General features: G+C 70.9%; 23 protein-coding genes. 13 read left to right on the forward strand and 10 right to left on the reverse strand.

All coding sequences use genetic code 11. The features are described from left to right. Window positions 1-1,200 (forward strand): AgmX/PglI C-terminal domain-containing protein (locus tag FMQ63_RS19760; RefSeq protein ID WP_141276681.1); only part of this gene is annotated, 1,200 nt, incomplete at its 5' end. Window positions 1,201-1,204: 4 nt separating this feature from the next. Here FMQ63_RS19760 and FMQ63_RS19765 read toward each other — a convergent pair. Genes FMQ63_RS19765 through FMQ63_RS19775 form a run of 3 tightly spaced genes read right to left on the reverse strand, consistent with a single transcriptional unit; the run spans window position 1,205 to window position 4,000 of the window. Beyond that, a complete protein-coding gene (locus FMQ63_RS19765) occupies window positions 1,205-1,450 on the reverse strand; it encodes a DUF3006 domain-containing protein (protein ID WP_011555674.1) in 246 nt (81 codons plus the stop codon). A 13-nt stretch (window positions 1,451-1,463) separates the two neighbouring features. Beyond that, window positions 1,464-2,807, reverse strand: a complete 1,344-nt coding sequence (locus FMQ63_RS19770; protein WP_011555673.1) for a ComEC/Rec2 family competence protein — start codon at window positions 2,805-2,807, stop codon at window positions 1,464-1,466. Continuing rightward, window positions 2,804-4,000 (reverse strand): ComEC/Rec2 family competence protein, encoded by a 1,197-nt coding sequence (locus FMQ63_RS19775; protein ID WP_011555672.1) that lies wholly within the window; start codon window positions 3,998-4,000, stop codon window positions 2,804-2,806. The genes FMQ63_RS19770 and FMQ63_RS19775 overlap by 4 nt, the downstream gene beginning before the upstream one ends. A gap of 113 nt (window positions 4,001-4,113) precedes the next feature. Between FMQ63_RS19775 and deoC the strand changes: the two genes are divergently transcribed. The 4 genes from deoC (at window position 4,114) to FMQ63_RS19795 (ending at window position 7,842) form a co-directional block, all read left to right on the forward strand. Next, window positions 4,114-4,935, forward strand: a complete 822-nt coding sequence (deoC, locus tag FMQ63_RS19780) for a deoxyribose-phosphate aldolase (RefSeq protein ID WP_020478387.1) — start codon at window positions 4,114-4,116, stop codon at window positions 4,933-4,935. 15 nt (window positions 4,936-4,950) lie between these two features. Then, on the forward strand, window positions 4,951-5,343 hold the full coding sequence (locus FMQ63_RS19785; protein WP_011555670.1) for a TraR/DksA family transcriptional regulator: 393 nt from the start codon (window positions 4,951-4,953) through the stop codon (window positions 5,341-5,343). 64 nt (window positions 5,344-5,407) lie between these two features. After that, window positions 5,408-7,135 (forward strand): phospho-sugar mutase, encoded by a 1,728-nt coding sequence (locus FMQ63_RS19790; protein ID WP_011555669.1) that lies wholly within the window; start codon window positions 5,408-5,410, stop codon window positions 7,133-7,135. Between the two features lie 65 nt (window positions 7,136-7,200). Further along, window positions 7,201-7,842 carry a hypothetical protein gene (locus FMQ63_RS19795; protein ID WP_026113783.1) on the forward strand — a complete coding sequence of 214 codons (642 nt, stop codon included), beginning with the start codon at window positions 7,201-7,203 and terminating at the stop codon, window positions 7,840-7,842. Here the strand turns inward: FMQ63_RS19795 and FMQ63_RS19800 are convergent, their stop codons facing one another. The 5 genes from FMQ63_RS19800 to FMQ63_RS19820 all read right to left on the reverse strand — a co-directional run bounded on the left by FMQ63_RS19800 (window position 7,843) and on the right by FMQ63_RS19820 (window position 14,100). Beyond that, window positions 7,843-9,006, reverse strand: coding sequence for a sensor histidine kinase (locus FMQ63_RS19800; RefSeq protein ID WP_026113782.1), 1,164 nt, complete (start codon window positions 9,004-9,006; stop codon window positions 7,843-7,845). It abuts the gene before it with no gap. A gap of 350 nt (window positions 9,007-9,356) precedes the next feature. Further along, a complete protein-coding gene (locus tag FMQ63_RS19805; protein ID WP_011555666.1) occupies window positions 9,357-10,286 on the reverse strand; it encodes an ABC transporter permease in 930 nt (309 codons plus the stop codon). Next, window positions 10,279-11,394 carry an ABC transporter permease gene (locus FMQ63_RS19810; protein WP_011555665.1) on the reverse strand — a complete coding sequence of 372 codons (1,116 nt, stop codon included), beginning with the start codon at window positions 11,392-11,394 and terminating at the stop codon, window positions 10,279-10,281. The genes FMQ63_RS19805 and FMQ63_RS19810 overlap by 8 nt, the downstream gene beginning before the upstream one ends. Continuing rightward, window positions 11,387-12,865, reverse strand: a complete 1,479-nt coding sequence (locus FMQ63_RS19815; protein WP_225909991.1) for an ABC transporter ATP-binding protein — start codon at window positions 12,863-12,865, stop codon at window positions 11,387-11,389. The genes FMQ63_RS19810 and FMQ63_RS19815 overlap by 8 nt, the downstream gene beginning before the upstream one ends. 44 nt (window positions 12,866-12,909) lie before the next feature. Next, window positions 12,910-14,100: a BMP family protein gene (locus FMQ63_RS19820; RefSeq protein WP_011555663.1), complete on the reverse strand. Its 1,191-nt coding sequence runs from the start codon at window positions 14,098-14,100 to the stop codon at window positions 12,910-12,912. Window positions 14,101-14,174: 74 nt separating this feature from the next. Between FMQ63_RS19820 and FMQ63_RS19825 the strand changes: the two genes are divergently transcribed. Next, a complete protein-coding gene (locus tag FMQ63_RS19825; RefSeq protein ID WP_011555662.1) occupies window positions 14,175-15,479 on the forward strand; it encodes a thymidine phosphorylase in 1,305 nt (434 codons plus the stop codon). Between the two features lie 82 nt (window positions 15,480-15,561). On the opposite strand, the gene FMQ63_RS19830 is transcribed toward FMQ63_RS19825, so the two are convergent. After that, a complete protein-coding gene (locus FMQ63_RS19830) occupies window positions 15,562-16,155 on the reverse strand; it encodes a DUF4328 domain-containing protein (protein ID WP_225909471.1) in 594 nt (197 codons plus the stop codon). A gap of 427 nt (window positions 16,156-16,582) precedes the next feature. Between FMQ63_RS19830 and FMQ63_RS19835 the strand changes: the two genes are divergently transcribed. From FMQ63_RS19835 to FMQ63_RS19850, 4 genes are all read left to right on the forward strand, one after another. After that, a complete protein-coding gene (locus FMQ63_RS19835; protein WP_011555660.1) occupies window positions 16,583-16,993 on the forward strand; it encodes an SET domain-containing protein-lysine N-methyltransferase in 411 nt (136 codons plus the stop codon). A 299-nt stretch (window positions 16,994-17,292) separates the two neighbouring features. After that, complete coding sequence (locus FMQ63_RS19840) at window positions 17,293-17,658, forward strand: TIGR02266 family protein (protein WP_043611561.1); 366 nt, start codon at window positions 17,293-17,295, stop codon at window positions 17,656-17,658. A gap of 34 nt (window positions 17,659-17,692) precedes the next feature. Beyond that, complete coding sequence (locus FMQ63_RS19845; RefSeq protein WP_011555658.1) at window positions 17,693-18,097, forward strand: cytidine deaminase; 405 nt, start codon at window positions 17,693-17,695, stop codon at window positions 18,095-18,097. Between the two features lie 20 nt (window positions 18,098-18,117). Next, window positions 18,118-19,464 carry a 5'-deoxyadenosine deaminase gene (locus FMQ63_RS19850; protein ID WP_011555657.1) on the forward strand — a complete coding sequence of 449 codons (1,347 nt, stop codon included), beginning with the start codon at window positions 18,118-18,120 and terminating at the stop codon, window positions 19,462-19,464. A gap of 3 nt (window positions 19,465-19,467) precedes the next feature. Here FMQ63_RS19850 and FMQ63_RS19855 read toward each other — a convergent pair whose 3' ends face one another. Continuing rightward, window positions 19,468-20,817 (reverse strand): sensor histidine kinase KdpD, encoded by a 1,350-nt coding sequence (locus FMQ63_RS19855; protein WP_228556453.1) that lies wholly within the window; start codon window positions 20,815-20,817, stop codon window positions 19,468-19,470. Window positions 20,818-21,096: 279 nt separating this feature from the next. Here FMQ63_RS19855 and FMQ63_RS19860 point away from each other — a divergent pair, with 279 nt between their 5' ends. Genes FMQ63_RS19860 through FMQ63_RS19870 form a run of 3 tightly spaced genes read left to right on the forward strand, consistent with a single transcriptional unit; the run spans window position 21,097 to window position 23,851 of the window. Continuing rightward, window positions 21,097-21,834, forward strand: coding sequence for a PspA/IM30 family protein (locus tag FMQ63_RS19860; protein WP_011555655.1), 738 nt, complete (start codon window positions 21,097-21,099; stop codon window positions 21,832-21,834). 10 nt (window positions 21,835-21,844) lie between these two features. Continuing rightward, window positions 21,845-23,032 (forward strand): ABC transporter substrate-binding protein, encoded by a 1,188-nt coding sequence (locus tag FMQ63_RS19865; protein WP_011555654.1) that lies wholly within the window; start codon window positions 21,845-21,847, stop codon window positions 23,030-23,032. A 15-nt stretch (window positions 23,033-23,047) separates the two neighbouring features. Next, entirely contained in the window at window positions 23,048-23,851 is an 804-nt protein-coding gene (locus tag FMQ63_RS19870) for a hypothetical protein (protein ID WP_011555653.1), read from the forward strand. Window positions 23,852-23,871: the final 20 nt, after the last annotated feature.

Below are 23,871 nucleotides of genomic sequence, written 5' to 3' on the forward strand. Positions count from 1 at the left end.
CCGCCGCCCGCCATCGCCGCGCCGCCTCCACCCGAGCCTGCACGCCCCTCGCGCGGCGCGCCCGTGCGCCGGGAGCCGGAACCGCAGGCCTTCATCCCGGAGCCAGAGCCCGAGCCGCGGCACGCCGAGTCCGAGCAGCCCTGGCCGGACGAGGAAGAGGAAGCGCCGGACAACACGTATTACGGCGACCCCGTGCAGCGCGCGCAGCCGCAGCCTCAGCAGCAGGCCCAGGTGACCCGCCGCGCGCAGCAGCCGCAGCCCCAGGCCGCCAACGCCGCGCCGCTGGACGACGCGCTGTTCTCCGACCTGGACCTGCCGGGCAACCGCAACGGCGGTGACGGCGAGGAGCCCCAGGACGACGGCGGCGTGCCGTACCCCGATGACCCGCGGGCCGCGCTGGGCGGCGGCGAGGATGACGACGAAGGCAAGGCCGTGGAGGACACGCGCCACTTCGCCAAGAAGTCGGGCGTCACGCGCCGCAACCCCGTTTGGAAGTACGCCCTCTTCGCGTTGCTGCTGCTCATCGTCCCGCTGGGTCTGGCGTATGTCCTGTCGGAGACGCTGGGCGTGGTGCCGCTGCGCGTGCAGACGGTGGACGCCAGCGGCAACGCGGTGGAGCAGCCCGTCTTCTCGTCGGAAGGTGTGGGCGCGCTGCGCGACAAGCTGATGGGCCGTGAGCCGCCGCCCGCGCCCCCCAAGGGCAAGCGCCCGGTGCCCCCCTCGGAGGGCAATCGCCCGGCCGCCGCGCCCGCTGACACCGGCGCGGTTGCGGACCCGGAGGCCGCCGCGGCGCCGTCCAAGGGGGCGCTGGAGGCCGTCTACGTGGACCCGGACAAGAAGGACGTGGACCCGACGGTGCGCAGCGGCGAGGAAGTGGCCGCCGCGGACACCGAGGAAGTCGGCGGCCCGTCCGACGAAGAGGTGGAGCGCGTGCTGGCGAAGACGCAGCCCGCCTTCCGTGACTGCGTGGAGGCCGAACTGCGGAAGAACCCGTCCTTCAAGGGCGGCAAGGTGACGCTGACGGCCACCGTGGGGAACTCGGGCACGGTGAAGGCGGCCACGTTCGACCGCAAGGACCTGAACCGCAACAGCCCCGTGGGCACCTGCATCCGTGACCGCGCGAAGGGGATGGTCTTCTCCGCCTTCGCTGGCGAGGACGTGGACCTGGAGATTCCGCTGGTCCTCTCCAAGTCGATGTAGCCGCCTAGAGGTCGAAGCTTCCGGCCGGCGGCGGCTTCTTGCCGCGTGTCGCCTTCTCGCGGGCCCTGCGCACTTCCTCGCGCAGGGCCTCGGTGGCCTCAGGGTCCACCTCCAGGGTGTCGAGGTCGAGCACGTCTCCCTCGCGGATGCCCGCGGGCAGGTCGCTCAGGGGGCGCGTCAGCTCGCGGCCCTCCACCACCAGCACGGCGATGTCGTCTTCGATTCGGTCCAGCGTGGCCCGGGTCGTCATGGGGCGTGGCTCCTCAGGGGTTGCAGTCCCGGGCAGGCCGCCGTCCACGCGAGGCCTCTTCCCGGCTGGAGAAGGTCACCAGGTTCGATGACTTGATCTTCACGACGTTGCGGCAGGTGGGCCTGTGGAACACGTCGCTGCGGACGCTGCCGACGTAGGCGCCCACCTTCACGGCGCCTGAGTCGGAGGCCTCGCTTCGCGAGCGCGAGCCCGCGCGAGAGGGGGGCGCCCCTTCGTCTGTCGGGTCGTCGAGGCTCAGGGTGTACATCTTCCCCGTGGGCTGCTTGCCCGAGCCGTCACGCGTGCCGGAGCGGCCCGTCGCGCGCTGGGAATCTCCCGCGAGCGCGGCGTCCCGGGGCATGGGCGTGCCCAGGCCCGGGTAGCTGTAGCGCGTGTCCTCCGGGACGCCCGCCGACAGGCGCTGCGGCGTGACGACGAGCGTCTTCCCGTCGCTCACCACCTGCACCTCGCCGTGAAGGTCGGTGCGGAACACCTGCGCGCCGGTGGCCTCCAACTGCTTGAGCATGGCCGGCGCGGGGGCGCCAATCAGGTTGCCTTCACCCGCGGAGATGACGGCGGCGCGAGGCCCCACGGCCGTCAGGAAGGCGGCGGTGGTGGGCCCTTCGGTGCCGTGCGCGGCCACCTTGAGCAGCGTGGCCTGCATGGGGGCGTTGCGCGCCAGCAGGTGGTCCACCGTCCGGGCATGCGCGTCCGCCATGAAGAGCACCGCGGTGTCCCCATAGGTGAGCCGAAGGATGACGGAGTTGGCCTCCAGCGCGGCCTCGGGCACGTCGAGCAGCGGCTCGGTGGGCGCGCGGGGCCACAGCACCGTGAGGGACACGCCCGCGCCCAGGGGCAGCCGCTGGAGCGCATTGGGCGTGGCGGGGGAGGGGGAGGGGGAGATGAACTCCACGCCCTGGCTGGCCACGGCGCCGAGCAGGGCGTCATAGGCCTTGGGCGTGGCGCCGAGCTGCGGCTCCAGCAGTTGCCTGGCGCCCACGCGCTTCAACACCGGCTCCAGCGCGCCATGGTGGTCCGAATGCGGGTGGGTGAGCACCACCAGGTCCAGCCGCTGCGTGAGCAGCTCGGGCAGCCGGTTGACCAGGTGCTCCGCCGCGGAAGCGGGGCCCGTGTCCACCAGCGCGGTGTACCCGTCCGGCGACACGATGAGCGCGGCGTCGCCCTGGCCGACGTCGAAGAAGTAGACGTGGAGCTTCCCGTCCGGGGTGCCACCGAAGTAGCGCCGAGGGGGCTCCGCCGGTCGCGTGGCTACCGGCTGCGGGGGAGGTGGCGGTGATTCCTTGCAGGCGGCCAGTGCCAGCAGGACAGGGAGGAGGACGCGCGGGCGGAAGCTCATGGGTGGCAGTCCTCGGCGGGGCGGCGCTCGCGCATGGCTTCGGCGCGGCTCGAATAGGCGGTGCGGTCCGACTTGGAGCGCTTCAGGGTCCGGCAGCTCTCTTTGTGAAACACCTTGCTGCCCTTGAGGCTGAAGTATCGGGGCGCGTCCGTGTCGCGTTGCGTGGAGTCGGTGCCGGGGGCCTCCGCCGGGGCGGACGCGGCGCCGCGCCCACGGGGCGTGCTGGTCCGGCGCGTTCCCCGGGTGATGGGCCCGAGCGCGACCGAGCCGGGCTTCACGCCTCCGGGAACCAGCTCCGACGCCCCTCCGCGCTTCTCCGCGCGCAGGGAGACGACGTTGCCGTCGCTGGTCGCCACCACCTCGCCGTCCTGGTCGGTGCGGAACACGGTGGCCTTCACCGCGCGCAGCCGCTCCAGCACCGCGGAGGTGGGGTGGCCGTAGTCGTTCTTCGCGCCCACGGAGATGACGGCGGCTTGGGGCTTCACCGCGGCCAGGAAGTCCGCGGTGGACGAGTGCCGCCCGCCGTGGTGGGCCACCTTCAGCACGGTGGACGTGAGGTCGATGGGCTTGCGTAGCAGCGTGGCCTCGGTATCCGGCTCGGCGTCGCCGGTGAAGAGGAACGCCGTCTTGCCGTAGGTCAGCTTGGCGACGATGGAGTTGGAGTTCGGGTCCGAGCGGGTGCCCGTGAGGAAGGGATCTTCCGGCACGCGAGGCCACAGCACGGTGAGCGCCGCGCCATCCCCCAGGCCAATGGTGACCAGGGAGCGCGGGTCCTGGGGGTTGGGAACGGGCGTCATCACCTGGCCCACTTCGTCGCCCACGACGTTGAGCAGGTCGCGGTACGCCTCGCTCGGGTGGTCGAACCCCGGGTCCATGAAGCGCCGGGCCCCCACCGAGCGCAGCGCGGTGGACATGCCTCCCAGGTGGTCCAGGTGGGGGTGCGTGAGGATGGCGAGGTCCAGCGGCTCCTTCACCAACTCCCGCAGCCGCTGCTCCAGGCGGTGCCGCGCGTCGGGCGGGCCGCTGTCGATGAGCACCGTCTTGCCGGTGGGGGAGATGATGAGCGCGGCGTCCCCCTGTCCCACGTCGAAGAAATGCACCGTGAGCGGCTGGCCGGCGGATTGGGCCAGGGCCTGGCCCGGAACCGAGGCGAGGAGAAGGACGAGGAGTGCGAGCCACCGGGCAAAGGACATCACGAGGCGGACTCTACCGCTCCGTCCCCCCCCTGGCACCCAGGGGCACCGATGATGCGCGCTTCTCCCGCGAGCGCTTCCCGAGGGCCTGGAAGTGGGCTAAGGGGCCGGGCATGTCCGACTCCGAAGACCTCTTCCATTTCGTCGAGGACATTGCCAACCAGGCGCGCCGCCGGCTCGAGGCGTGGAAGGAGGGGCAGACGCCCGGGGCCCGTGCTCCCGCGTCGGGCCCGTCCACCGCCCGGGTGGCCATGGACACGGTGCGCTCCCACGCGGACCTGGCGCCGTACATCGACCACACGCTGCTCAAGCCCGAGGCTCGCGCCGAGGACGTGGTGAAGTTGGCCGAGGAGGCCCGCCAGTACGGCTTCGCCACCGTCTGCGTGAACAGCACGCACGTGGCCACCGCGGCGCGGGTGCTGGCCGGCTCGTCCACGGTGCCCATCGCCGTGGTGGGTTTCCCGCTGGGCGCCTCGCTGCCGTCCGCCAAGGCCTTCGAGGCCCGGGAGTCCATCCGCGCCGGGGCGCGGGAAATCGACATGGTGCTGAACGTCGGCGCGCTCAAGGCGCACGACTACGCGCTGGTGCACCAGGACATCGCCGCCGTCGTGGAGGCCAGCCGGCCCGTGCCGGTGAAGGTCATCCTGGAGACGGCCCTGCTGACGGACGAGGAGAAGGTCATCGCCTGCTCGCTCTCCAAGGCCGCGGGCGCCGCCTTCGTGAAGACGTCCACGGGCTTCGGTCCGGGCGGGGCCACCGAGGCGGACGTGGCGCTGATGCGCCGGGTGGTGGGCGACACGGTGGGCGTGAAGGCGTCGGGCGGCATCCGCTCCGCCGAGGACGCGATGAAGATGCTGCGCGCGGGGGCCAACCGTGTGGGTGCGTCCGCGTCGGTGGCCATCGTCTCCGGGCAGACCTCCTCCGCGAAGTACTGACCCGGGGCGGACACCGTGAACGCGAAACAGCGAGACGAGCTCAAGGCGCTGCTGCTCGCGCTCCACTCGGAGCTGACGGACAAGACGCCGTCGAGAATCGAGCCCAACCGCACCGATGACGCGCGCATCGGCGGCGACGAGGATGAGCAGCCGCTCAATGAGATGATGCAGGCCATCGCCTCCAACCGGAACCGGAACATGGATGGCGTGCTGGCCCGCGTGCTCAAGGCGCTGGGCAAGCTGCGCGACGACCCGGACGCGTTCGGTGAGTGCGAGGAGTGCGGCGACGAGATTCCGCTCGGGCGGCTGCGCGCCATGCCCTACGCGGAGTTCTGCGTGACGTGCCAGGGCAACAAGGACGGCCCCAAGGGTCGCGCCACCCGCAGCAAGCTGACCGACTACACCTGAACAACCGGCGTGCGAGCCCCGTGCCTCGCGCGCCCTCAACGGCTACACGAGGCTTCGAGGGCTCATGGACACCACCGGACTGAAGGAGCGGGCGGAGGCGTGGCGTCAGGCGGACCCGGATCCGTCCACCGCGGCGGAGCTGGCGGCGTTGCTGGCGAAGGCGGACTGGGCCGAGCTGGAGGACCGCTTCTCGCAGGACCTGGAGTTCGGCACCGCGGGCCTGCGCGGCGTGCTGGGCGCCGGTCCCAACCGGATGAACCGCGCCGTCATCCGCCGCACCACCGCGGGCCTTGCGCGCTACCTCAAGGAGCAGGTGCCGGACGTCGCCACCCGGGGCGTGGTGGTGGGCCGTGACGCGCGCAACCTGAGCGCGGAGCTGGCCGAGGACACCGCCGCGGTGCTCGCCGCCGAGGGCATCCCCGCCCATGTCTTCCCGGAGCCGGTGCCCACGCCGCTGGTGGCCTTTGCCGCGCTGCACCTCAACGCCGCCGCGGCCGTCATGGTGACGGCCAGCCACAACCCGCCCGAGTACAACGGCTACAAGGTCTATTGGGGCAACGGCGCGCAAATCATCCCGCCGCATGACACGGGCATCGCCTCCGCCATCGCCCGGGTGGAGCCCGCCAACCGCGTGCCGCTGCTGACGCCGGCCGATGCGCGCGCCAAGGGCCTGTGGCGGGATTTGCCTGCGGCCATCGGCGATGCCTACGTGCGCGCCATCCTGGGGCTGCGCGTGGTGGGCAAGGGCTCCGAGTCGCTGTCCATCGTCTACACCGCCATGCACGGCGTGGGCGGCGACTGGGCCGTGCGCGCCCTGCGCGAGGCGGGCTTCCCGCGCGTCACCCCCGTGGCCGAGCAGCAGCAGCCGGATGGCCGCTTCCCCACCGTGCGCTTCCCCAACCCGGAGGAGCCGGGCGCCATGGACCTGGCCACCGCCACCGCCGAGCGCGTGAAGGCGGACGTGGTGCTGGCCAATGACCCGGACGCGGACCGGCTGGCCGTCATGGCGCGCGACGCGGACGGGTCGCTGCGGCTGCTGACGGGCAACGAGGTGGGCGTGCTGCTGGGCCACTACGTCCTCACCCAGGGGGCGAAGCAGGGCAAGCCCCACGTCGTCACCACCATCGTCTCCTCGGCGCAGTTGGGAGACATCGCGCGCTCGCTGGGCGCCGCGTGTGACGAGGTGCTCACCGGCTTCAAGTGGATCGCCAACCGCGCGCTGGAGCGCGAGCAGGCCGAGGGCACCCGCTTCGTCTTCGGTTACGAGGAGGCGCTGGGCTACACCGTGGGCACGGTGACGCGCGACAAGGACGGCGTGGGCTCGGCGCTCGTCATGGCGGACCTGGCGGCGTGGTGTCAGGCGCGCGGCACCACGGTGCTGGGCTACCTGGAGGAGATTCAGCGCGCGCATGGCCTGTACGTGGGCGCGCAGCGCAACTTCACGTTCCCCGGTGCGGCGGGCGCGCAGGTCATCCGCGGCATCATGGACGCGTTCCGTGCCTCGCCTCCGAAGGACATTGGCGGCGACGCCGTCCGTGCCGTGAGCGACTACAAGAAGGGCGAGCGGGGCCTGCCTCCGTCCAACGTCGTCGCGCTCGAGTTGGAGAGCGGCGGCCGCGTCACGCTGCGCCCCTCCGGCACCGAGCCGAAAATCAAATACTACTTCGAGCTGAAGGAGACGCTCGCCGACGGTGAGCCCCTGGCTCAGGCCCGTGCGCGCGCCGAGTCCCGGCTGGCCCGCTTCATCGATGCTTTCCTCGGCCTCGCGCGTGAGCGCGGGCAGCCGGCATGAGTCTAGAGACGCAGCACCGCACCCACCGCCCGCCGTCCTCGGCGGCCCTCGCAGAAAGGTACCGTGTGAAGCGACTGCTCCCCGGAGTCCTCCTCGCTTGCTTCCTGGCCCTCCCGGCCACCGCGCTGGCGCAACGCGGTCAGGGTTGGTCTGTCCTCGCCGGTGACACGCTGGGACGGGGCAACACCGCCTTCCATGGCCAGATAGGCTGGCCCGGCATCTCCCTGGGCCTGCTGCACGGTGGCTCGGAGCGCTTCGACATCGGCGGCAAGTTCAGCTTCAACTGGGGCCGCGAGGGCTGGGTCCGCTACACGGACCCGGGCATCAAGCTCCAGGCGTGGATGCGGTTGCAGCTCGTCAAGGAGCGCAACTTCTCGCTGGCGCTCACCTTCCAGCCGGGCCCGTTCTTCTACTTCAACCGGCATGACACCGACGTGGGCCTGGCGCTGCCCGTGGGCGTGGTGGTGGGCATCCCCGCCGGCAGCGCCGTCATGGTGAACCTGGGCCTGGACATCCCCTTCCACGTCTACTTCGGCGAGGGAATCGGTCCGGTGTTCCCCGTCCTCGTGGGCGGCGGCCTGGAGTACTTCGTCAACCGCCAGCTGGGCGTCACCTTCAACGTCCGGCTGGGGCCCGCCGTCATCCCGGACATCGACGACACCGAGTTCACGCTGGAAGCGCTCTTCGGCGTCGCCTACCGCTTCTAGCTACCAGGACGACGTCTGCTCGGGCAGCTCCACCGTGAAGGTGCTGCCCAGGTTGACGCGGCTGTGCACCGTCACCGCGCCACCCATGGCTTCCACCAGGGTGCGCGCGACGGTGAGGCCCAGCCCGGCGCCCTTCTCGGGCGCCTTCGTCGTGTAGTAGGGCTCGAAGACGGCCTGCAGCTCGTCCTCGAAGATGCCGATGCCCGTGTCCTTCACGTACAGGCGCGGGCCGAAGTCCCCGAAGATGTCCGGAAGCTCCACGCCCACATGGATGCGACGCGGGCGGTCCGTCACGTCCTCCACCGCATCCACCGCGTTGGCCAGCAGCTCCACCAGCACCTGCTCCAACTGACGGCGGTTGAAGACAACGGCGATGGCCTCGTCCGGCAGCTGCACCTTCACCTCGGCGGTGCCGAGGCGGCCGGCGTCACGCATCCGCTCCACCACCGCGGGGACCAGGTCGCGCAGGTCGAAGCGCTGGATGTCCTTCGGATTGGTGGTGCCCAGCGACAGCAGGTGCTGGCCGTGCAGGCGCATCTGCTCGCCGGCCACGCCCAGCTTCTTGAGCTCGTCTGCGTCCGGCGGCAGGCCTTGCAGCGCGCGAGTGCGAACGTGCTCCAGCGCCCGCTGGAGGCCTTCGCCCACGCGGCCCAGGTTCTGCGCCACGTCCGCGGCCAGCGTGCCCACGCGGGCCAGCCGCTCCATCTCCACCCAGCGGACGCGCGGGTCCTGCAGCGCTTCGGCGCGCTGGCCACCGCGCTCGCGGTGCGCCTTGAGCTCCAGCAGCGTGTGGATGCGGACCTTCAGCTCCAGCGGGTCCAGGGGCTCGGTGATGAGCAGGTCATCCACGCCCGCCTCGAGCACCTCGCGGCGCGTCTCCCGGTCCGCGCTGGGCGTCAGCATGAGCACGGGGAGGGCCGGGCTTCCCAGCGCGTCCTGAAGGCGCCGGTACGTCGCGAGGCCATCCGTGCCAGGACGCTCCACGTCGAGCAGCACCAGGTCCGCGGACTGATGGGCCGCCGCGGCCGCCGCCAGTCCGCTCGCGGTCAGCACGTCATAACCCGCCGGCGCGAGGATGGAGCACAGCCGCTCCATGCCGCCCGATTCCACGTCCACGGCCAGAACTCGGGGCCGATACGTCGCGGTCTCCGTCGTCTCCAGCATCACGCCACCCCTACATGGTGACCAGGTGAGCCTCACCCGGGTGTTCCAGGCCGTCCTACGGACCCCTCTCGCCCTGGATGGAGCTCCCCCCCGGGCGCTTGCGTCCAGTCCGGTACGTGATCCGATACCGCGCTGTGTCTATGCGAGGCTCATGCCGCGCTTCGTCCTGGCGCGTCGGAGCCGCCCATTGCACCACCAACGGTGGAAGCCCTGTAACGTCAGGGGGTTGAATCGTTGCGACACTGGAGAAAGTTATCTCAACTGGAATCCGGCCAACGAAAGACGAGGTCGCTCCTGACCCGAAATCGATTTTCACCCGGGTATGGAATGACCTCGTTGCGCGCAAAGTGTCAGCGCGACTCTTGTTCGTAGGGCGTTCCGAGCGCGGCGGGGGCGCTGCTGCGTTGGCCCTGGAGGGTCAGCACCACCAAGGTGAGCAGATAGGGGAGGGCCAGGAGGACGCCCTGGGGGATCAGCTCGACCAGTCCGGGGGCGCTCGACACCAGGCCGATGCGCAGCGCGTTACCGAAGGCGAAGAAGGTGGCGGCGAGGAAGGCGCCCACGGGCGTCCACCGGCCGAACACCATGGCGGCCAGGGCCATGAAGCCCAGGCCCGCGGGGGTGTGCTGCTCGAAACGGTCCAGTACGGCGGTGGACAGCACCGCGCCGCCCAGGCCCGCCAGCAGTCCGCTGCCCAGCACCGCGCCCCAGCGCAGCCCCGGTACCGACAGGCCCAGCGTCGCCACGGCCTGGGGCTTGTCGCCCACCGCGCGCAGCCGCAGGCCCAGGGGCGTGCGGGTCAGCAGGCCCTGGAATGCGAAGGGCAGCAGCAGCGCCAGGTACGTGGGCGCCGAGTGCCCGGACAGCGCGCCCAGCACCGGCACGGCGCCGAGCCCGGGGATGTTCCAGCGGGTGAGCTGCTGGATGGGCGGGGTGCCATTGGGGCCGTAGAGCGACTCCAGCAGGAAGGTGCCGCCGGCCAGGGCCACCAGGTTGAGGGCGATGCCGGACACCACCTGGTCCGAGCGCCAGCGGATGCTCAGGAAGCCATGCACGCCGGCCAGGGCCGCGCCCGCGAGCATGCCCATGACGACGGCCAGGGGCGTGGGCATCGTCAGCGCCGCCACCGCCGCGCAGAAGGCGCCCACGCGCATCATCCCCTCCATGCCCACGGCAATCACGCCCGCGCGCTCGGAGAGCACCGCGCCCAGGGCGGCGAAGACGAGCGCCGGTGCCGCGTCCAGGGTGGAGAACAGCAGTGAGTGGAGGACATCAAGCACGGGGCACCTCCGCCGACGCCGCGGGCGCCACGTTCCGCCGGCGCAGCAGCGCCAGCCAGACCATGCGCCCGGCGACGAAGAGCAGCGCGAGGCCCTGGATGAGCTCGGGGAAGCTCTTGTGCACGCCGAGCAGTTGCATGCGCGTTCCGCCCGCGCGCAGCACGCCGAAGAAGAGCGCGGACACGGTGGCGCCCAGCGGGTGGTTGTTGCCGATGAGCGCGATGGCGATGCCGTCGAACCCGTAGGGCGCGCCCAGTGTGCCGGGGTAGCGCCCCTCCGTCCCCAGCACCAGCACCGCGCCCGCCAGCCCCGCCATGGCCCCCGCGAGCGCCATGGCCAGGCCCATGCGCCGGGCCACGGGGATGCCCGCGGCGCGCGCGGCCTCGGCGCCCAGGCCCACCGCGCGCGTCTCGAAGCCGGAGCGCGTGCGTGTCAGCCACACCCACACCGCCAGCGCCGCGGCGAGCGCCAGCGGGAAGCCCAGGTTGAGCCGCGAGCCTTCCCCCAGCAGCCGGGGCAGTACGGCGGTGGCCTGGATTTCGGCGGTGCCGGTGATGGACTGGCCGCCTTCGGCCGCGCCGCGCAGCGGGCCCACCACCAGCCAGTTGTCCACCAGGCTCAGCGCCACCCAGTTGAGCATGATGGTGGAGATGACCTCGTGCACGCCCCGGTAGATGCGCAGCAGCCCGGCGATGCCCGCCCACGCCGCGCCCGCGAGCGCCGCGCCCAGCAGGGCCGCGGGCACGTGCAGCACGCCCGGCAGTGACACCTGGGCGCCCACCACCGCGGCGGCCACCGCGCCCAGCAGCATCTGTCCCTGCGCGCCGATGTTGAACAGGCCCACCTTGAACGCCACCGCCACGGACAGGCCGGTGAGGGTGAGAATCGCGGCCTTCATCGCGGACTCGCCCAGCGGGCGGGTGATGACGGTGGCCGCGGCGCCGTCCAGGCACGCGGGCCAGTTGCCGATGCCACCCCACAGCATCTGCAGATAGGCGTCCGTCGCGGTGCCCGGCTCCATGGTGAGCGCGATGAGCGCCCAGCACACGCCCAGCGCCAGCAGCACGGAGAGCACCGACGGAAGCATCTGTCTCACGCGCTCAGGCATGGCCCGGCTCCGTGGTCCCCAGCATGCGCCGTCCCAGCTCGCGTTCGTCGAACTCGTGACGGAGGAAGTGGCCCGTCACGCGGCCTTCGAAGAAGACATAGACGCGGTCTGACAGGGCCAGCACCTCTTCCAAATCGAGTGACACCAGCAGCACGCCCGTGCCCTGGTCGCGCGCCTCGCGCAGCTTCGCGTGGACCTGCGCCACCGCGCCCACGTCCAGCCCGCGCGTGGGCTGCACCACCACCAGCAACCGGGGCCGCGCATCCAGCTCGCGCGCCACCACCACCTTCTGCTGATTGCCCCCGGACAGGGCCCGCAGGGCGACTTCCGGGTCGGGAGGCCGCACGTCGTAGGCCACGGTCAGCTCGCGCGTGCGCTCGCGGCGGCCCTTGAAATCAATCCACGGGCCCTTCGCGAAGGGCGGCCGCGTGTGCCGGCCCAGGGCCACGTTCTCCTCCACGCTGAGCGCCTTCACCACCGCGCGGTGGAGCCGGTCCTCGGGGATGTGTCCCACGCCGCGCGTCCGCGCCTGGGCCGGCGTGAGGTCGCTCAAGGGGCCTCCCAGGAGCGCTCCGCTCCCAGACGTCAGCGGGCGCAGGCCGGTGAGGACCTCCGCCAGCTCGCGCTGTCCGTTGCCGTCCACGCCCGCGATGCCGACGATTTCACCCGCGCGCACCTCCAGGTCCACGCCGCGCAGGGCAGGGCGCCCGTTGTCGCCGGTGGCCTGGAGTCCGCGCACGTCCAGCAGCGGCTCGCCGGGAGCCTGCGACGCGGCCGTGGCGGGAGCAGCGGCGGCCGGCGCGCGCTGGCCGTCACCCACCATGAGCGCGGCGAGCTGTTCGGCCGTGGTGTCGGCGGCGCGGACCTCCGCCACGCAGCGGCCCCGGCGCATGACGGCGATGCGGTCCGCCACGCCGAGCACCTCTTTCAGCTTGTGGCTGATGAGCACCACGGTGTGGCCCTGCGCGACCAGTCCGCGCATGACCCGCGCCAACTCGTCGGATTCCTGCGGCGTGAGGACGGCGGTGGGCTCGTCGAGGATGAGCACCTGGGCGCCGCGGTGCAGCGCCTTGACGATCTCCACCTTCTGCTGCGAGCCCACGCTGAGCGTGTCCACTCGCGCCCGGGGCTCCAACTGGAAGCCGAAGCGGGCGCAGGTGGCGGACACGTCCTGCACCGCGCGCTCCAGGTCCAGCAGTCCGTTGCGGGTGGGCTCTCGGCCCAGCACCACGTTCTCCGCCACCGACAGCGTGGGCACGAGCATGAAGTGCTGGTGCACCATGCCAATGCCCCGCGCAATCGCGTCCCGGGGGCTCTTGAAGCGCACGGGCTGGCCGTCCAGCGACAGCACGCCCGCGTCCGGCTGGTAGAGCCCGTAGAGGACGTTCATCAGGCTGGACTTGCCCGCGCCATTCTCGCCCACCACAGCGAGCAGCTCGCCACGGCGCACGTCCAGCGACGCGTCCGCCAGCGAGACGCACGTGCCGAAGGCCTTGTGGATGTTCTGGAGGGAAATCAGGGGGCGGCAGCCTGGAAGGAGGCGAGGTCCGCCGGGACGGCGGGGACCTGGATCGTCCCGGAGATGATGCGCTGACGCAGGGCCTCCACCTTCTGGAGCGCCTCCGCCTTGCCGGGGAAGTCCACCCGCACCTCCGCCATGCCCACGCCGTTCTCCTTGAGGCCGAGCACCTGCTCACCCGCGGAGAACGTGCCGTCCACCAGGTCCTTCGCCGCCTGATACACGGCCAGGTCGGAGTACTTCATCATCGACGTGAGGATGGCGTCCGGCGCCACGTGCGACTGGTCGGAGTCCACGCCAATGGCGTACACGCTCTTGCCCGCGGCGCGCGCTTCCTTCACCGCCTGGATGACACCGATGCCGTCCGCGCCCGCGGCGTGGAAGAGGACGTCCGCGCCCTTGGAGATGAGGTCCTGCGCCACCTGCTTGCCGGCGGCCATGTTGTTGAAGCTGCCCGTGTAGACGGACATGAGCGCCTGGGACGCCTGGGCGTTGGTCGTCTTCACGCCCGCGCGGTAGCCCACCTCGAAGCGCTGGATGAGGGGGACCTCGATGCCGCCCACGAAGCCCACCTTGTTCGTCTTCGTCACCAGCCCGGCCAGCGCGCCCACGAGGAAGCTGCCCTCCTGCTCCTTGAAGAGGACGGTGCGCACGTTGGGCAGCTTCATGGCCTTGCCCTGCGCGTCCAGCACCTGACTGTCGATGAGCAGGAACTGGGCCTTTGGGTTTTCCTGGGCGGAGGTGCGCACCGCGTTGGCCAGCATGTAGCCATTGCCCACGGTGAGCCGGGCGCCCTGGTCCACCAGGAGCTGGAGATTGGGGACGTAGTCCTCCTGGGCCTTGCTCTGCAGGACGATGGGCTGGATGGCCAGCGCCTTGAAACTGGCGGCGTCCGAGCTCAGGTGGGGCGGCAGGGACTGGCGGACCTCATCGGGGGTGGCGTCCACGTACTTGCCGCCCTCGTAGCGCTTGCCCGCGGCCCACAGTTCCAGGCCACGGAGCGCCGCGTCATTGAAGGAGTGGTCTCCGCGCCCGCCCACGTCGATGACGAGCCCCACGGGGAGGGCCTTCTTTTCCGTCTTCCCAGCGGCGGGGGTCTGGGCGCCGGAGGGGGGCGCTTCTTCCTTCTGCTTGGAACACGCGCACAGGAGGGCGGTGAGGGCAAGGACGTGGAGGCGGAGCATCATGAGGCGCCTATCTACCAGATGCCCGCCCTTTCCCGGAGTGCATGAAGGGGGGGTTCCTGCTATGGGCTCGCCTCGTGCAACCCTACGAACTCATCAAGGCCAAGCGGGATGGCGGCCGGCTGGAACCGGCGGACATCCGTGCGTTCATCGAGGCGTATACGGCGGGGACGGTGGCGGACTACCAGATGGCGGCCATGTGCATGGCCATCTTCTTCCGGGGCATGGACTCCCGGGAGCTGGGCGCCTGGGCCCGCGCCATGCTGGAGTCCGGTGAGGTCCTGGACCTGTCCGACACGCCGGGTGTGAAGGTGGACAAGCATTCGACGGGCGGGGTGGGTGACAAGGTCTCCCTCAGCCTGGCGCCGCTGGCCGCCGCGTGCGGAGTTCCGGTGCCCATGATTTCGGGCCGGGGCCTGGGGCACACGGGTGGGACCCTGGACAAGCTGGAGTCCATCCCCGGCTTCAACGTCAACCTGCCGACGTCGGAGTACCGGCGGCTGGTGCGCGAGGTGAACTGCTGCCTGATTGGCCAGACGGCGCAGGTGGCCCCGGCGGACAAGAAGCTCTATGCCCTGCGGGACGTGACGGCGACGGTGGACTGCATCCCGCTGATTGCGTCCTCCATCATGAGCAAGAAGCTGGCGGAGGGCATCGACGCGCTGGTGCTGGACGTGAAGGTGGGCAGTGGCGCCTTCATGAAGCGCGACGAGGACGCGCGCACGCTGGCGAAGACGATGATTGGCCTGGGCGCGGAGATGGGGAAGAAGGTCGTGGCCCTGCTCACCGACATGGACCAGCCGCTGGGCCGCAAGGTGGGCAACGCGCTGGAGGTCATCGAGGCGGTGGACATGCTCCGCGGCAACGCGCCGGAGGACTACACCGAGGTGACGTATGCCCTCACGGCGGAGATGCTGGTGCTGGGCAAGAAGGCCGCCACGGTGGAGGAGGCGCGCGAGAAGCTGCGCAAGGTGGTGGAGGACGGCAGCGCGGTGCGCAAGCTGAAGGAGATCGTCCAGGTGCAGGGCGGAGACCCGCGCTCCATCGACGACTACTCCCTGTTGCCCCAGGCGAAGGCCACCGTGGACGTGGTGGCGCCCCGGGACGGCTTCGTCACCGGCATCGACACGGAGGGCGTGGGCATGGCGGCGGTGGCGCTGGGCGCGGGCCGGCAGCGGACGGATAGCAAGATCGACCCGGCCGTGGGCTTCACGCTGCTGAAGAAGTCGGGCGAGTCCGTGAAGCAGGGCGAGCCCGTGGTGCGCGTGCACTACAACGACGCGGCCCAGTTGGAGAACGTGAAGGCGCGCCTCTTGGCCGCGTACCGGTTCGGCGACGTGGCCCCCGTGGCCCGGCCGCTCATCCGCGAGCGGGTGGAGTAGGGCGCCGAGCCGTGTGGTGACCTGGGAGCCCCCCGTCGATGCCCTGCCAGGGCGCGGCGTGGGGCTCCTTTCACGTGGGGCATCAGAGGGTGGCGCCGGTCATGGTCGCCTCTGCCTCCGCCCTGCGGGCCACGAGCAGCGACTCGATGTCCCCGATGACGCGGATGCACAGCACCGCCGCCGCGATGGAGAGGCCCTCTGAAAGAATCCCGGCGAGGAGCGACACGGACAGCGAAGTGGGGTTCGCGGTATCCGCCCTGGCGAAGGCGTTGCCGACGTTGCTGATGATGTTGCTGAGGATCCACGTCGCCCACCAGGCCGTGAGCATGGACTGCCTCTCAGGGGGGCCGCCCAGGCCTTGCCAGAGGTCTCGCACCACCTCGAGCGGCTTGAAGAGGTTGGCGAACGGAATGAACCAGCAGAACGTGGCCCAGCCCGTCGATTCGTTGCTCAAGCCCAGGGCATTGGCGGTCTTCACACTCAGGCGCAGCCAGCGCAGGTAGAGGACCACGGTGGCGAGCATCGTCAGCAGGGAGGGGAGCGCGAGCAGCGCGTTCAGTTGGTCGAAGGACTCGGCGTCCTCGAGGCTGGGGCTCCCATTGTCGAAGCGCAGGTAGAGCCAGAGGTTGAGGATGGCGACAGGGATGGCGAGGACCGCGCTCGCAGCCAGGGCCACGCTCGCCCACCGCGTCCGGCCTCGGGTGTGGGGCAGTGCCTGGACCTGCCGGGCGGAGCAGGCGGCGCAGACACCCGCCTGGGCTGTTCGGCACTTCGCGCAGACGAAGCGCCCGCACCGCTCACACGTCCCTGTGGACGGTTCGCCGGCATGGTCAGGGCAGACGGGGGCTGTTTCGGGAACGGCGGATTCGGTCAGCATGGTGTTGTCAGGGCAAGGGCGGGCCGCCGCGCACGCATCGCGCGTTGGATGGGATGGGGGGCGGGCGGGGAGGAACTTCGGACGCGCACTCTAGCGGCCTGACGCACCGCCCGCACAGAGGCGGCTCGGACCCGCCCAGGCGCCGGGGCATGGCGGCATCTTGTGGCTTCACCCCGCACCGGGAAGGCGCCATCCTTCAGCCCTGAGCCATGCGGGGCAGGGGGCCATGAACCAGGGCGCGGCGCTGTACATCCATCCGGGCGTGAAGGTCCGTCCATGCGAGTGGGGCTACGGCGTCTTCACGGACGCCTTCATCAAGGCGGGCGACCTCATCGAGGAATGCCACTACCTCAAACTGCCCCGCGCCCTCTCGCAGAACCCCCAGCTCCAGGACTACGTCTTCCTGCTCCAATGGGCCAGGCACGAGGTGCCCCGAGAGGGGGAGTGGGTGGCGCTCGTGCTGGGGTATGGGATGATCTACAACCACGCCCGAGAGCCCAACACGTCCTATCACCGCGAGGCGACCCGGGACGTCTTCTGCTACCACGCGCTGCGGGACATCCACCCCGGCGAGCAGCTCTGCATCAGCTACGGCGAGGACTGGTGGGCGTCCCGGGATCAGGGCGTCCCAGCCTGAGCGCCACTCCCAGGTCTCACGGGGCCAGCACCGAGAGGGGGGCGCCGGCAATCGGCCAGGTGGCCCCGCCCGGAACGGTGGGGGCCCCAATTTTTCCCAGCCTCGCGGGCCGGTGTTCCCCCGTATGATGGCCGGGTGATGGGGCGTCGTGACAAGGCGGGGCGGGTTGTCGGAGGGGGGAACGTCGCCTCGGACGAGACGGCGGCACGCGTCTACGGTATGGGCTCGCGGGCCAGGACCCACGTGGGTTTCCAATGACTGGCGGTGGCGCGAGCATGAGCGGCAGGGAGGTAACGGCGATGGCCGAGAGGAACGACTCGATGAGCGACAAGGCCGAGGACCGACGGGATTCGCCCCGGGTCCCCATGCGCCTGAAGGTGCGCCGGGAAGGCAGCTCGGAGGACTTCGAGCAGCATGAGGGAGACCTGTCCCTGGGCGGTTGCGCCTGGCAGGGCTCCGGTTGGGCTCAGGGGACGCGCGTGGAAGTGCGCTTCCGGCTGCCCATCCTTCCCGATGAGGTGGAAGCGAAGGGCGAGGTGCTCCAGGCCGCGCCGGGCGCCAACGGTCCGGCGGCGCGGGTCCGCTTCGTGGACCTGCCGGTGGAGTCCGAGCTGGCCATCGCGCGCCACCTGGATGATGTGCAGAGCGGCACGGCCCGCTCGTAACGGACCTCAATCCGGCTTCGTGTAGGAGGGCGTCATGGCGGACGAGATTCCCTGGGAGCGCCTGTTTGAGGAAGCCGCGCGCGTGCGAGCGCGCGCCCACGTGCCCTATTCGCGGTTCCCCGTAGGGGCCGCCGTCCTCTTTGCGGACGGCGCCGTGGTGGCCGGCTGCAACGTGGAGAACGCCACCTACGGGCTCACCGTCTGCGCGGAGCGCAATGCCTTCGCGGCGGCCGTGGCCCAGGGGCACACCCAGCCGGTGGCCGTGGCCATCGTCGTGGACACCCCCGAGCCCTGTCCTCCGTGCGGCATGTGCCGCCAGGTCATGGCCGAGTTTGGCGGGCAGGAGCTGCCCGTACGCAGCCGGACGCCCCAGGGCGGCGAGGCGCGCTACACCCTGGGAGGCCTGCTGCCGCATGCCTTCACCAAAGACTTCTTCTAGCGAGAGAGCCTGAGCACGCCGTGGATTTGCTCCTGACTGGTGGCACGGTTGTAACGATGAACCGCGAGCGCGAGGTGCTCGTGGATGCGGACGTCCTCGTCCAGGATGGCCGCATCGCCAAGGTGGGCCGGGGCCTCAAGCCTCGCGGCACCCGGCGGGTGGTGGACGTGACGGGAAAGGTGGTGCTGCCGGGCCTCATCCACGGCCACCTCCACGCTTGTCAGACGCTCTTTCGTGGCCGCGCGGACGGGCTGGAGTTGCTGGACTGGCTCCGCGAGCGCATCTGGCCCTTCGAGGCCTCGCACGACGCCGCGTCCATGCGGGCCTCGGCGGACCTGACCTTCGCGGAGCTCATCCGCTCGGGCGCCACGGCGGCGCTCGATATGGGCAGCGTGTACCACTACGACGCCGTCTTCGAGTCGGCGCGGGACTCCGGCTTCCGGCTGGTGGGCGGCAAGGCGATGATGGACGCGGGCGCGGGCGTCCCCGCGGGCCTGCGTGAGAGCACCGAGGACTCCCTGAAGGAGAGCCTCGCCCTGAAGGAGCGCTGGCACGGCACGCACGGCGGCCGGCTGCGCTACGCCTTCGCCCCGCGCTTCGTGCTGTCCTGCACCCCGGAGCTGCTGCGCGAGGTGGCGCGGCTGGCCAAGGAGCACGGGCTGCGCATCCACACCCACGCCAGTGAGAACGCGAAGGAGACGGACGCGGTCCGCCAGTACACCGGTGGCGAGGACAACGTGGCCTTCTTCCACACGGTGGGGATGTCCGGCCCGCACGTGACGATGGCCCACTGCGTGTGGCTGTCCCAGGAGGAGCAGGACATCCTGCGCGACACCCGCACGGTGGTGTGCCACTGCCCCGGCTCCAACCTCAAGCTGGCGTCGGGCATCGCCAAGGTGCCGGAGTTGCTGGAGGCCGGCGTGGCGGTGGCGCTGGGCGCGGACGGTGCGCCCTGCAACAACACGCTCGACATCTTCTACGAGATGAAGCTCGCCGCGGTGATGCACAACCCGCGCGTGGGGCCGTGCGCGATGACGCCCATGCGCGTGCTGGAGATGGCCACGCTGCACGGCGCCCGGGCGCTGGGCCTGGAGGACGAGGTGGGCTCGCTGGAGCCCGGCAAGCGCGCCGACATCACCGTGGTGGACGTCAGCGGCCTGCACGCGGGCCCCACGCCCGAGGACGTGCTGGTGCCGCTGGTGCACTCCGCGCGGGGCAGCGACGTGGCGCACGTCTTCATCGACGGCCAGCCGGTGCTGCGCGATGGGGTGCTCACCACGTTGGACGCGCCCTCCGTCCTGGCGAACGCGAACGCGCAGGTGGCGCGCATCCTCAAGCGCCGCCAGAAGAAGGCGCGCAGCGGCTGAGGCTCAGGCCGGCAGCCGCAGCACGAAGGACGTGGACCATCCGGGCGCGTCCTCCACCGCCAACCGCCCGCCGTGGGCCTCCGCGGCGAGCCGGCAGAAGTAGAGCCCCAGGCCGTAGCCACGGCGGCTGTCCCGCTCCGCGTCGGCCTGCTCATACTTGTCGAAGATGCGCCCGCGCGCCTCTTCGGAGATGGGCGGGCCGTCGTTGCGCACCGCGAGCCAGCGGCCGTTCACATCCGCGCCGGCTTCCAGGCGCACCCTCCCGCCCGACGGGGCGTAGCGCAGGGCATTGGTGGTGAGGTTCTCCAGGACGCGGACCAGCAGGTCGGCGTCGCCCTCCAGCTCCAGTTGGACGGGGACCTCCGCGTCCAGGGTGAGCTTGCGCGCGCGGGCCACGCTCTCCAGGGAGCGGCGCACGTCTTCCACGATGCGCGTGGCGGGGAAGGTGGCCCGCTGCGGCTCCAGCCGGCCTTCCTCCAGGCGGGGCACGTCCATGAGGTCGGAAATCATCCGGTCCAACCGCGCGGTGACGGCCAGCCCTGTGCGGACGGACTCGCCGAGGATGCCCTGCTGGGGCACCTCCTGCTCCATCCACGACAAGGACAGCGTCAGCGCCGAAAGGGGCGAGCGCAGGTCGTGGACCAGGAACTCGGTGAGCTGTTCCTTGTCCCGTTGCAGCCGCTGCAGTTCGGCGTTCTGTGCCTGGGCGTCCGCCAGCATGCGCTCAATCGTGCGGCGCGCCTCCTCCACTTCCTGGAAGCGGCGGGCCTCCAGCGCCCGGTCCACTTCCAGGCGGGAGAGCGTCACCGCCAGGTTGCGCAGCCGCCCGGTGCCGTAGTGGCTCACCACGGCCACCAGCACCAGTGCCACCACGGCGATGGCCACCGCGCCCCAACCCACGCTCGCCTGCCGCATGAGTGCCGCCTGGGCCACGGCGGACAACAGCGCGGTCCCGTAGACGACGGTGCCTCGCATGCCCAGCCCGCTCAGGGCGACGACGAGCGCGAACAGGCCCAGGCTGAAGCCCGCCACACCTGCGGGAAAGGGCGAGACAAGCAGGGTCGTGGACTGAATCCAGTACACGAGCCCCACGTCCACCAGGGACTGCACCGCGCCCAGGCCCCGGGCCACGCGCCGTTGGCGGAGCATGAACAGCACGCCGGCGACCGACGCGTAGAGCCCCAACGCCGGTGGGTACACACCCCAGTCCCGGCCTCCGGCCAGCCACAGCGTGGTGCTGATGGCCAGGAACAGGGCCGCGCCGACGAGCCGCACCGCCGCGCCCGCGCCGACGACGCTCCTCCGCTGGGCGTCCATGGCCCGGGACATCGTCTCTTCGAGCGGGCCGGACACGGGAGGCGGAGACGTCACGAGGCGTGGGTTTTCCCTGCTTCCTTCGTGGCTTGCAAGCCCTGCCGCCTGTCGTGCGGAAGCGGACGGACGGGCGGGCGTAGCGCGGGCGGGCTCCATTTTCCGACGTGGAACCGTCACGTCACGCTTTTGGAAACGCCGCAATCGCCTTAGGTAGAAGCGCGTAAGCACTGAGAAGACATTGGGACTGTGTCTGCTTGCTCGCCCCGGGGATCGTGTAAGGTGGCTGCAAGTAGGTCTGGACGGAGGTAGACCGCCGATATGTGGCAACGATTCAAGAGAGCAATGCGTAGCTTCGCCGGGTTCTTCGTCTCCTCCATCGAGGACCCGGAGTTGATTCTCGAGCAGAACGTCCGTGACCTGAACGACCAGGTCCCGAAGATGAACGAGTCCATCGCCATGGTCCGGGCGAACGTGACGCTGCTGGAGAAGGAGAACGCCAAGTACCAGGACGACGTGCGCTCGCTGACGGCCAAGGTGAAGGCCGCCATCCAGGCGGGCCGTGACGACCTGGCCGCGCAGTACGCCTCCAAGCTCCAGATTGAGAAGGACGCGCTGGCCCGCAACGAGCAACAGCTGGCCACGGCCCGCCAGGCGTACGAGAAGGCCCTGTCGGTGAAGAAGGCGTTCATGCGCGAGAAGGAGCGCAAGACGCAGGAGGCCATGAACGCCATCCGCGAGGCGCGCCGCGCCAAGTGGCAGGCCAAGGTGGCCGACACGATGGAGTCCTTCACCGTGGCGGGTATCGACTCGACCCACGATGAGATGCTGCGCAAGGTGCAGGAGAAGTCCGCCATCAACGAGGCCCGCATGCAGATGGCCCTCGAGTCGGTGGACCACACCGCGGCGTCCATCGAGGAAGAGGCCGAGAAGATCCAGGCCAACGAGCTGGTGAAGCAGTTCAAGATGGAGATGGGGCTCGTCAGCAGCCCGGCGCCGGTGTCCGAGGTGGGCAGCGGGCCGGAGAAGACCATCGGCAAGAAGGTCGGCGTCGAGTAGTCCGTCTTGAATGAGGCTCCACCGCGGTCCAGGTCTCTTCCTCTTCCTGTTCCTCTGTGTGCTCGGCGCGAGCTATGCGCTCGCGTCGCGCATGGGGTACCTGGATCGCTTGCAGGAGCGGTACTTCCCGTCCACGCGTGAGGCGGTCCGCCTGTCGCCGGGAGACTTCCCGGCCGGCGTGGCGGCCCCGGTGGCGGACGTGGCCTCCGTGCCCCTGCGGCCGGTGCTCATCGGCTTCAGCCCGCGCGGTGCCTCCGCGGGCCTGCTGGTGGCGACGGGTGGGGCCACCACCCTGGACAACCCGGTGCCTCCGCCCGGCGCGGCGCAGGGGCTGCTGAAGACGGCCTATGCGCTGGACGCGCGGGCGGTGCTCTTCGCCAAGGAGGAGGACCTGCGCCACGCGCTGTCCATTGGCGCGGAGAACGGCGGCGTGGACATGGCCACCCTGTCCGTCGACCGGCTGGCCGCATGGGCGCCGTTGCTGCGGGACGCGGCGCCTCGGACGCTGCTGCTGGTGGGGCGCAGCCGGGGGCAGGAGGCCCTGGCTGCGGTGGGCGTGCCGGACCTCGCCTCCCTGCGTGGCAGGCGATTGGGCGTGTACCCGTATGGCTCGTCGCACTACTTCGCGCTGTGGTTGCTGTCGCGCGTGGGGCTGCGCATCACGGACGTGCGCTGGGTGGAGCTACCCACCACCTTGGATGCGGGACGGGCGTTGCGCGAGGGCCGGGCGGACGCCGTGGTGGGGCTGTGGGGTGACGTGGAGCTGGCGGCTCGGGACCGGGGAGGCGCGGTGCTGGCGACGACGGCGGATGCGCCGCACCTGGTGGCCACGGTGCTGGTCGCCAGGGGGGACTTCGCCGCCCGCTACCCGGATGCCGTGCGGCGGGTGCTGCGGGGGCTCCTGGACGCGGGGCAAAGTGTGTTGAAGGACCCGACGGCGGGGGCCCGGATGCTGGGTGAGGTGGCGCCATACCTGGGCGACCCCATTGAAGCCATCCGCAGCGCGCCGCCGGCCACGCTGGCGGACAATCGGGCCTTCTTCGGGCTTTCCGGCGAGGCGCCTGTCACCTATGACGAGCTCTTCCAGAGCGCCGCGGCGCTCTTCCAGAAGTTGAAGCAAGGGCCTCCGGTGCCTCCCGCGGAGGACACGAAGGATTTGGGGGCCTTGAAGTACGTGTCGGAGGCTCGCGGCCCCTGACGCTGGAGGACGGACGTGGCGAAGTCGCCGAACTACATCAAGGCCGCCTTCATGATGCCCGCCAACCTGGTGGGGCTGGGCACGGCGGCTGCCTCGGCGGCCATGACGGGCGAGCCGCTGCCCATGCTGGTGGCCCTGGGCCTGGAAGGCCTCTACCTGGGCGTCATGTCGTCCATGAAGCGCTTCCAGCGGGCGGTGCGGGCGAACACGCTCGACGACCCGGAAGCGGCGCGCAAGGCGCTGGACGCGCTCCAGGCGGACCTGGCGCCCTCTCAGCGCGAGCACTACCAGCAGCTCGTCGGGCTGAAGGAGAAGATCCTCGCCAACTACCGGAAGCTGCCGGGCGGCAAGGTGCTGGAGGCGGACAGCGAGCCCCGGTTGGATGCGCTGCTGACGTCCTTCCTGCGGCTCATCTCCACGCTGAACCAGTACCGCACGTACCTGAACAGCTCCGACCGCGAGCACCTGCAGCGCGAGGTGGCGGAGCTGGAGGTGGACGTGGCGGGGGAGACGAACCCGCGGCTGAAGGACGTGAAGCAGAACCGCGTGGACATCCTCCGCAAGCGGCTGGCGCGCTTCGAACAGGCCGGTGAGAGCCGCGAGGTGGTGAGCCACCAACTGGCGGGCATCGAGGACCTGATGCGGCTGACGCACGAGCAATCCGTGGCCATCCGCGACCCGGAGGTCGTCAACCGCCAGCTCACCATGCTGAGCGCGGAGGCGGAGGCCACCGAGGAATCCGTGCGGCAGATGGAGCAGTTCCTCGAGTTCTCCGAGGAGACGCGGGGCCCGCTGCCCCACGGCAGCCGGGTGCGTTGAAGCTCCACGGCCGGGGGCCG

Origin of the sequence: Myxococcus sp. CA005, assembly GCF_006518205.1 — a bacterium.
Lineage (GTDB): Bacteria > Myxococcota > Myxococcia > Myxococcales > Myxococcaceae > Myxococcus > Myxococcus xanthus.

Excerpts from the sequence above, each read along its gene's own strand:
- FMQ63_RS19765 (WP_011555674.1), bottom strand. The coding sequence starts at position 1,450 with ATGACGACCCGGGCCACGCTGGACCGAATCGAAGACGACATCGCCGTG.
- FMQ63_RS19770 (WP_011555673.1), bottom strand. The coding sequence starts at position 2,807 with ATGAGCTTCCGCCCGCGCGTCCTCCTCCCTGTCCTGCTGGCACTGGCC.
- FMQ63_RS19775 (WP_011555672.1), bottom strand. The coding sequence starts at position 4,000 with ATGTCCTTTGCCCGGTGGCTCGCACTCCTCGTCCTTCTCCTCGCCTCG.
- deoC (WP_020478387.1), top strand. The coding sequence starts at position 4,114 with ATGTCCGACTCCGAAGACCTCTTCCATTTCGTCGAGGACATTGCCAAC.
- FMQ63_RS19790 (WP_011555669.1), top strand. The coding sequence starts at position 5,408 with ATGGACACCACCGGACTGAAGGAGCGGGCGGAGGCGTGGCGTCAGGCG.
- FMQ63_RS19800 (WP_026113782.1), bottom strand. The coding sequence starts at position 9,006 with ATGCTGGAGACGACGGAGACCGCGACGTATCGGCCCCGAGTTCTGGCC.
- FMQ63_RS19810 (WP_011555665.1), bottom strand. The coding sequence starts at position 11,394 with ATGCCTGAGCGCGTGAGACAGATGCTTCCGTCGGTGCTCTCCGTGCTG.
- FMQ63_RS19820 (WP_011555663.1), bottom strand. The coding sequence starts at position 14,100 with ATGATGCTCCGCCTCCACGTCCTTGCCCTCACCGCCCTCCTGTGCGCG.
- FMQ63_RS19835 (WP_011555660.1), top strand. The coding sequence starts at position 16,583 with ATGAACCAGGGCGCGGCGCTGTACATCCATCCGGGCGTGAAGGTCCGT.
- FMQ63_RS19840 (WP_043611561.1), top strand. The coding sequence starts at position 17,293 with ATGGCCGAGAGGAACGACTCGATGAGCGACAAGGCCGAGGACCGACGG.
- FMQ63_RS19845 (WP_011555658.1), top strand. The coding sequence starts at position 17,693 with ATGGCGGACGAGATTCCCTGGGAGCGCCTGTTTGAGGAAGCCGCGCGC.
- FMQ63_RS19860 (WP_011555655.1), top strand. The coding sequence starts at position 21,097 with ATGTGGCAACGATTCAAGAGAGCAATGCGTAGCTTCGCCGGGTTCTTC.
- FMQ63_RS19865 (WP_011555654.1), top strand. The coding sequence starts at position 21,845 with ATGAGGCTCCACCGCGGTCCAGGTCTCTTCCTCTTCCTGTTCCTCTGT.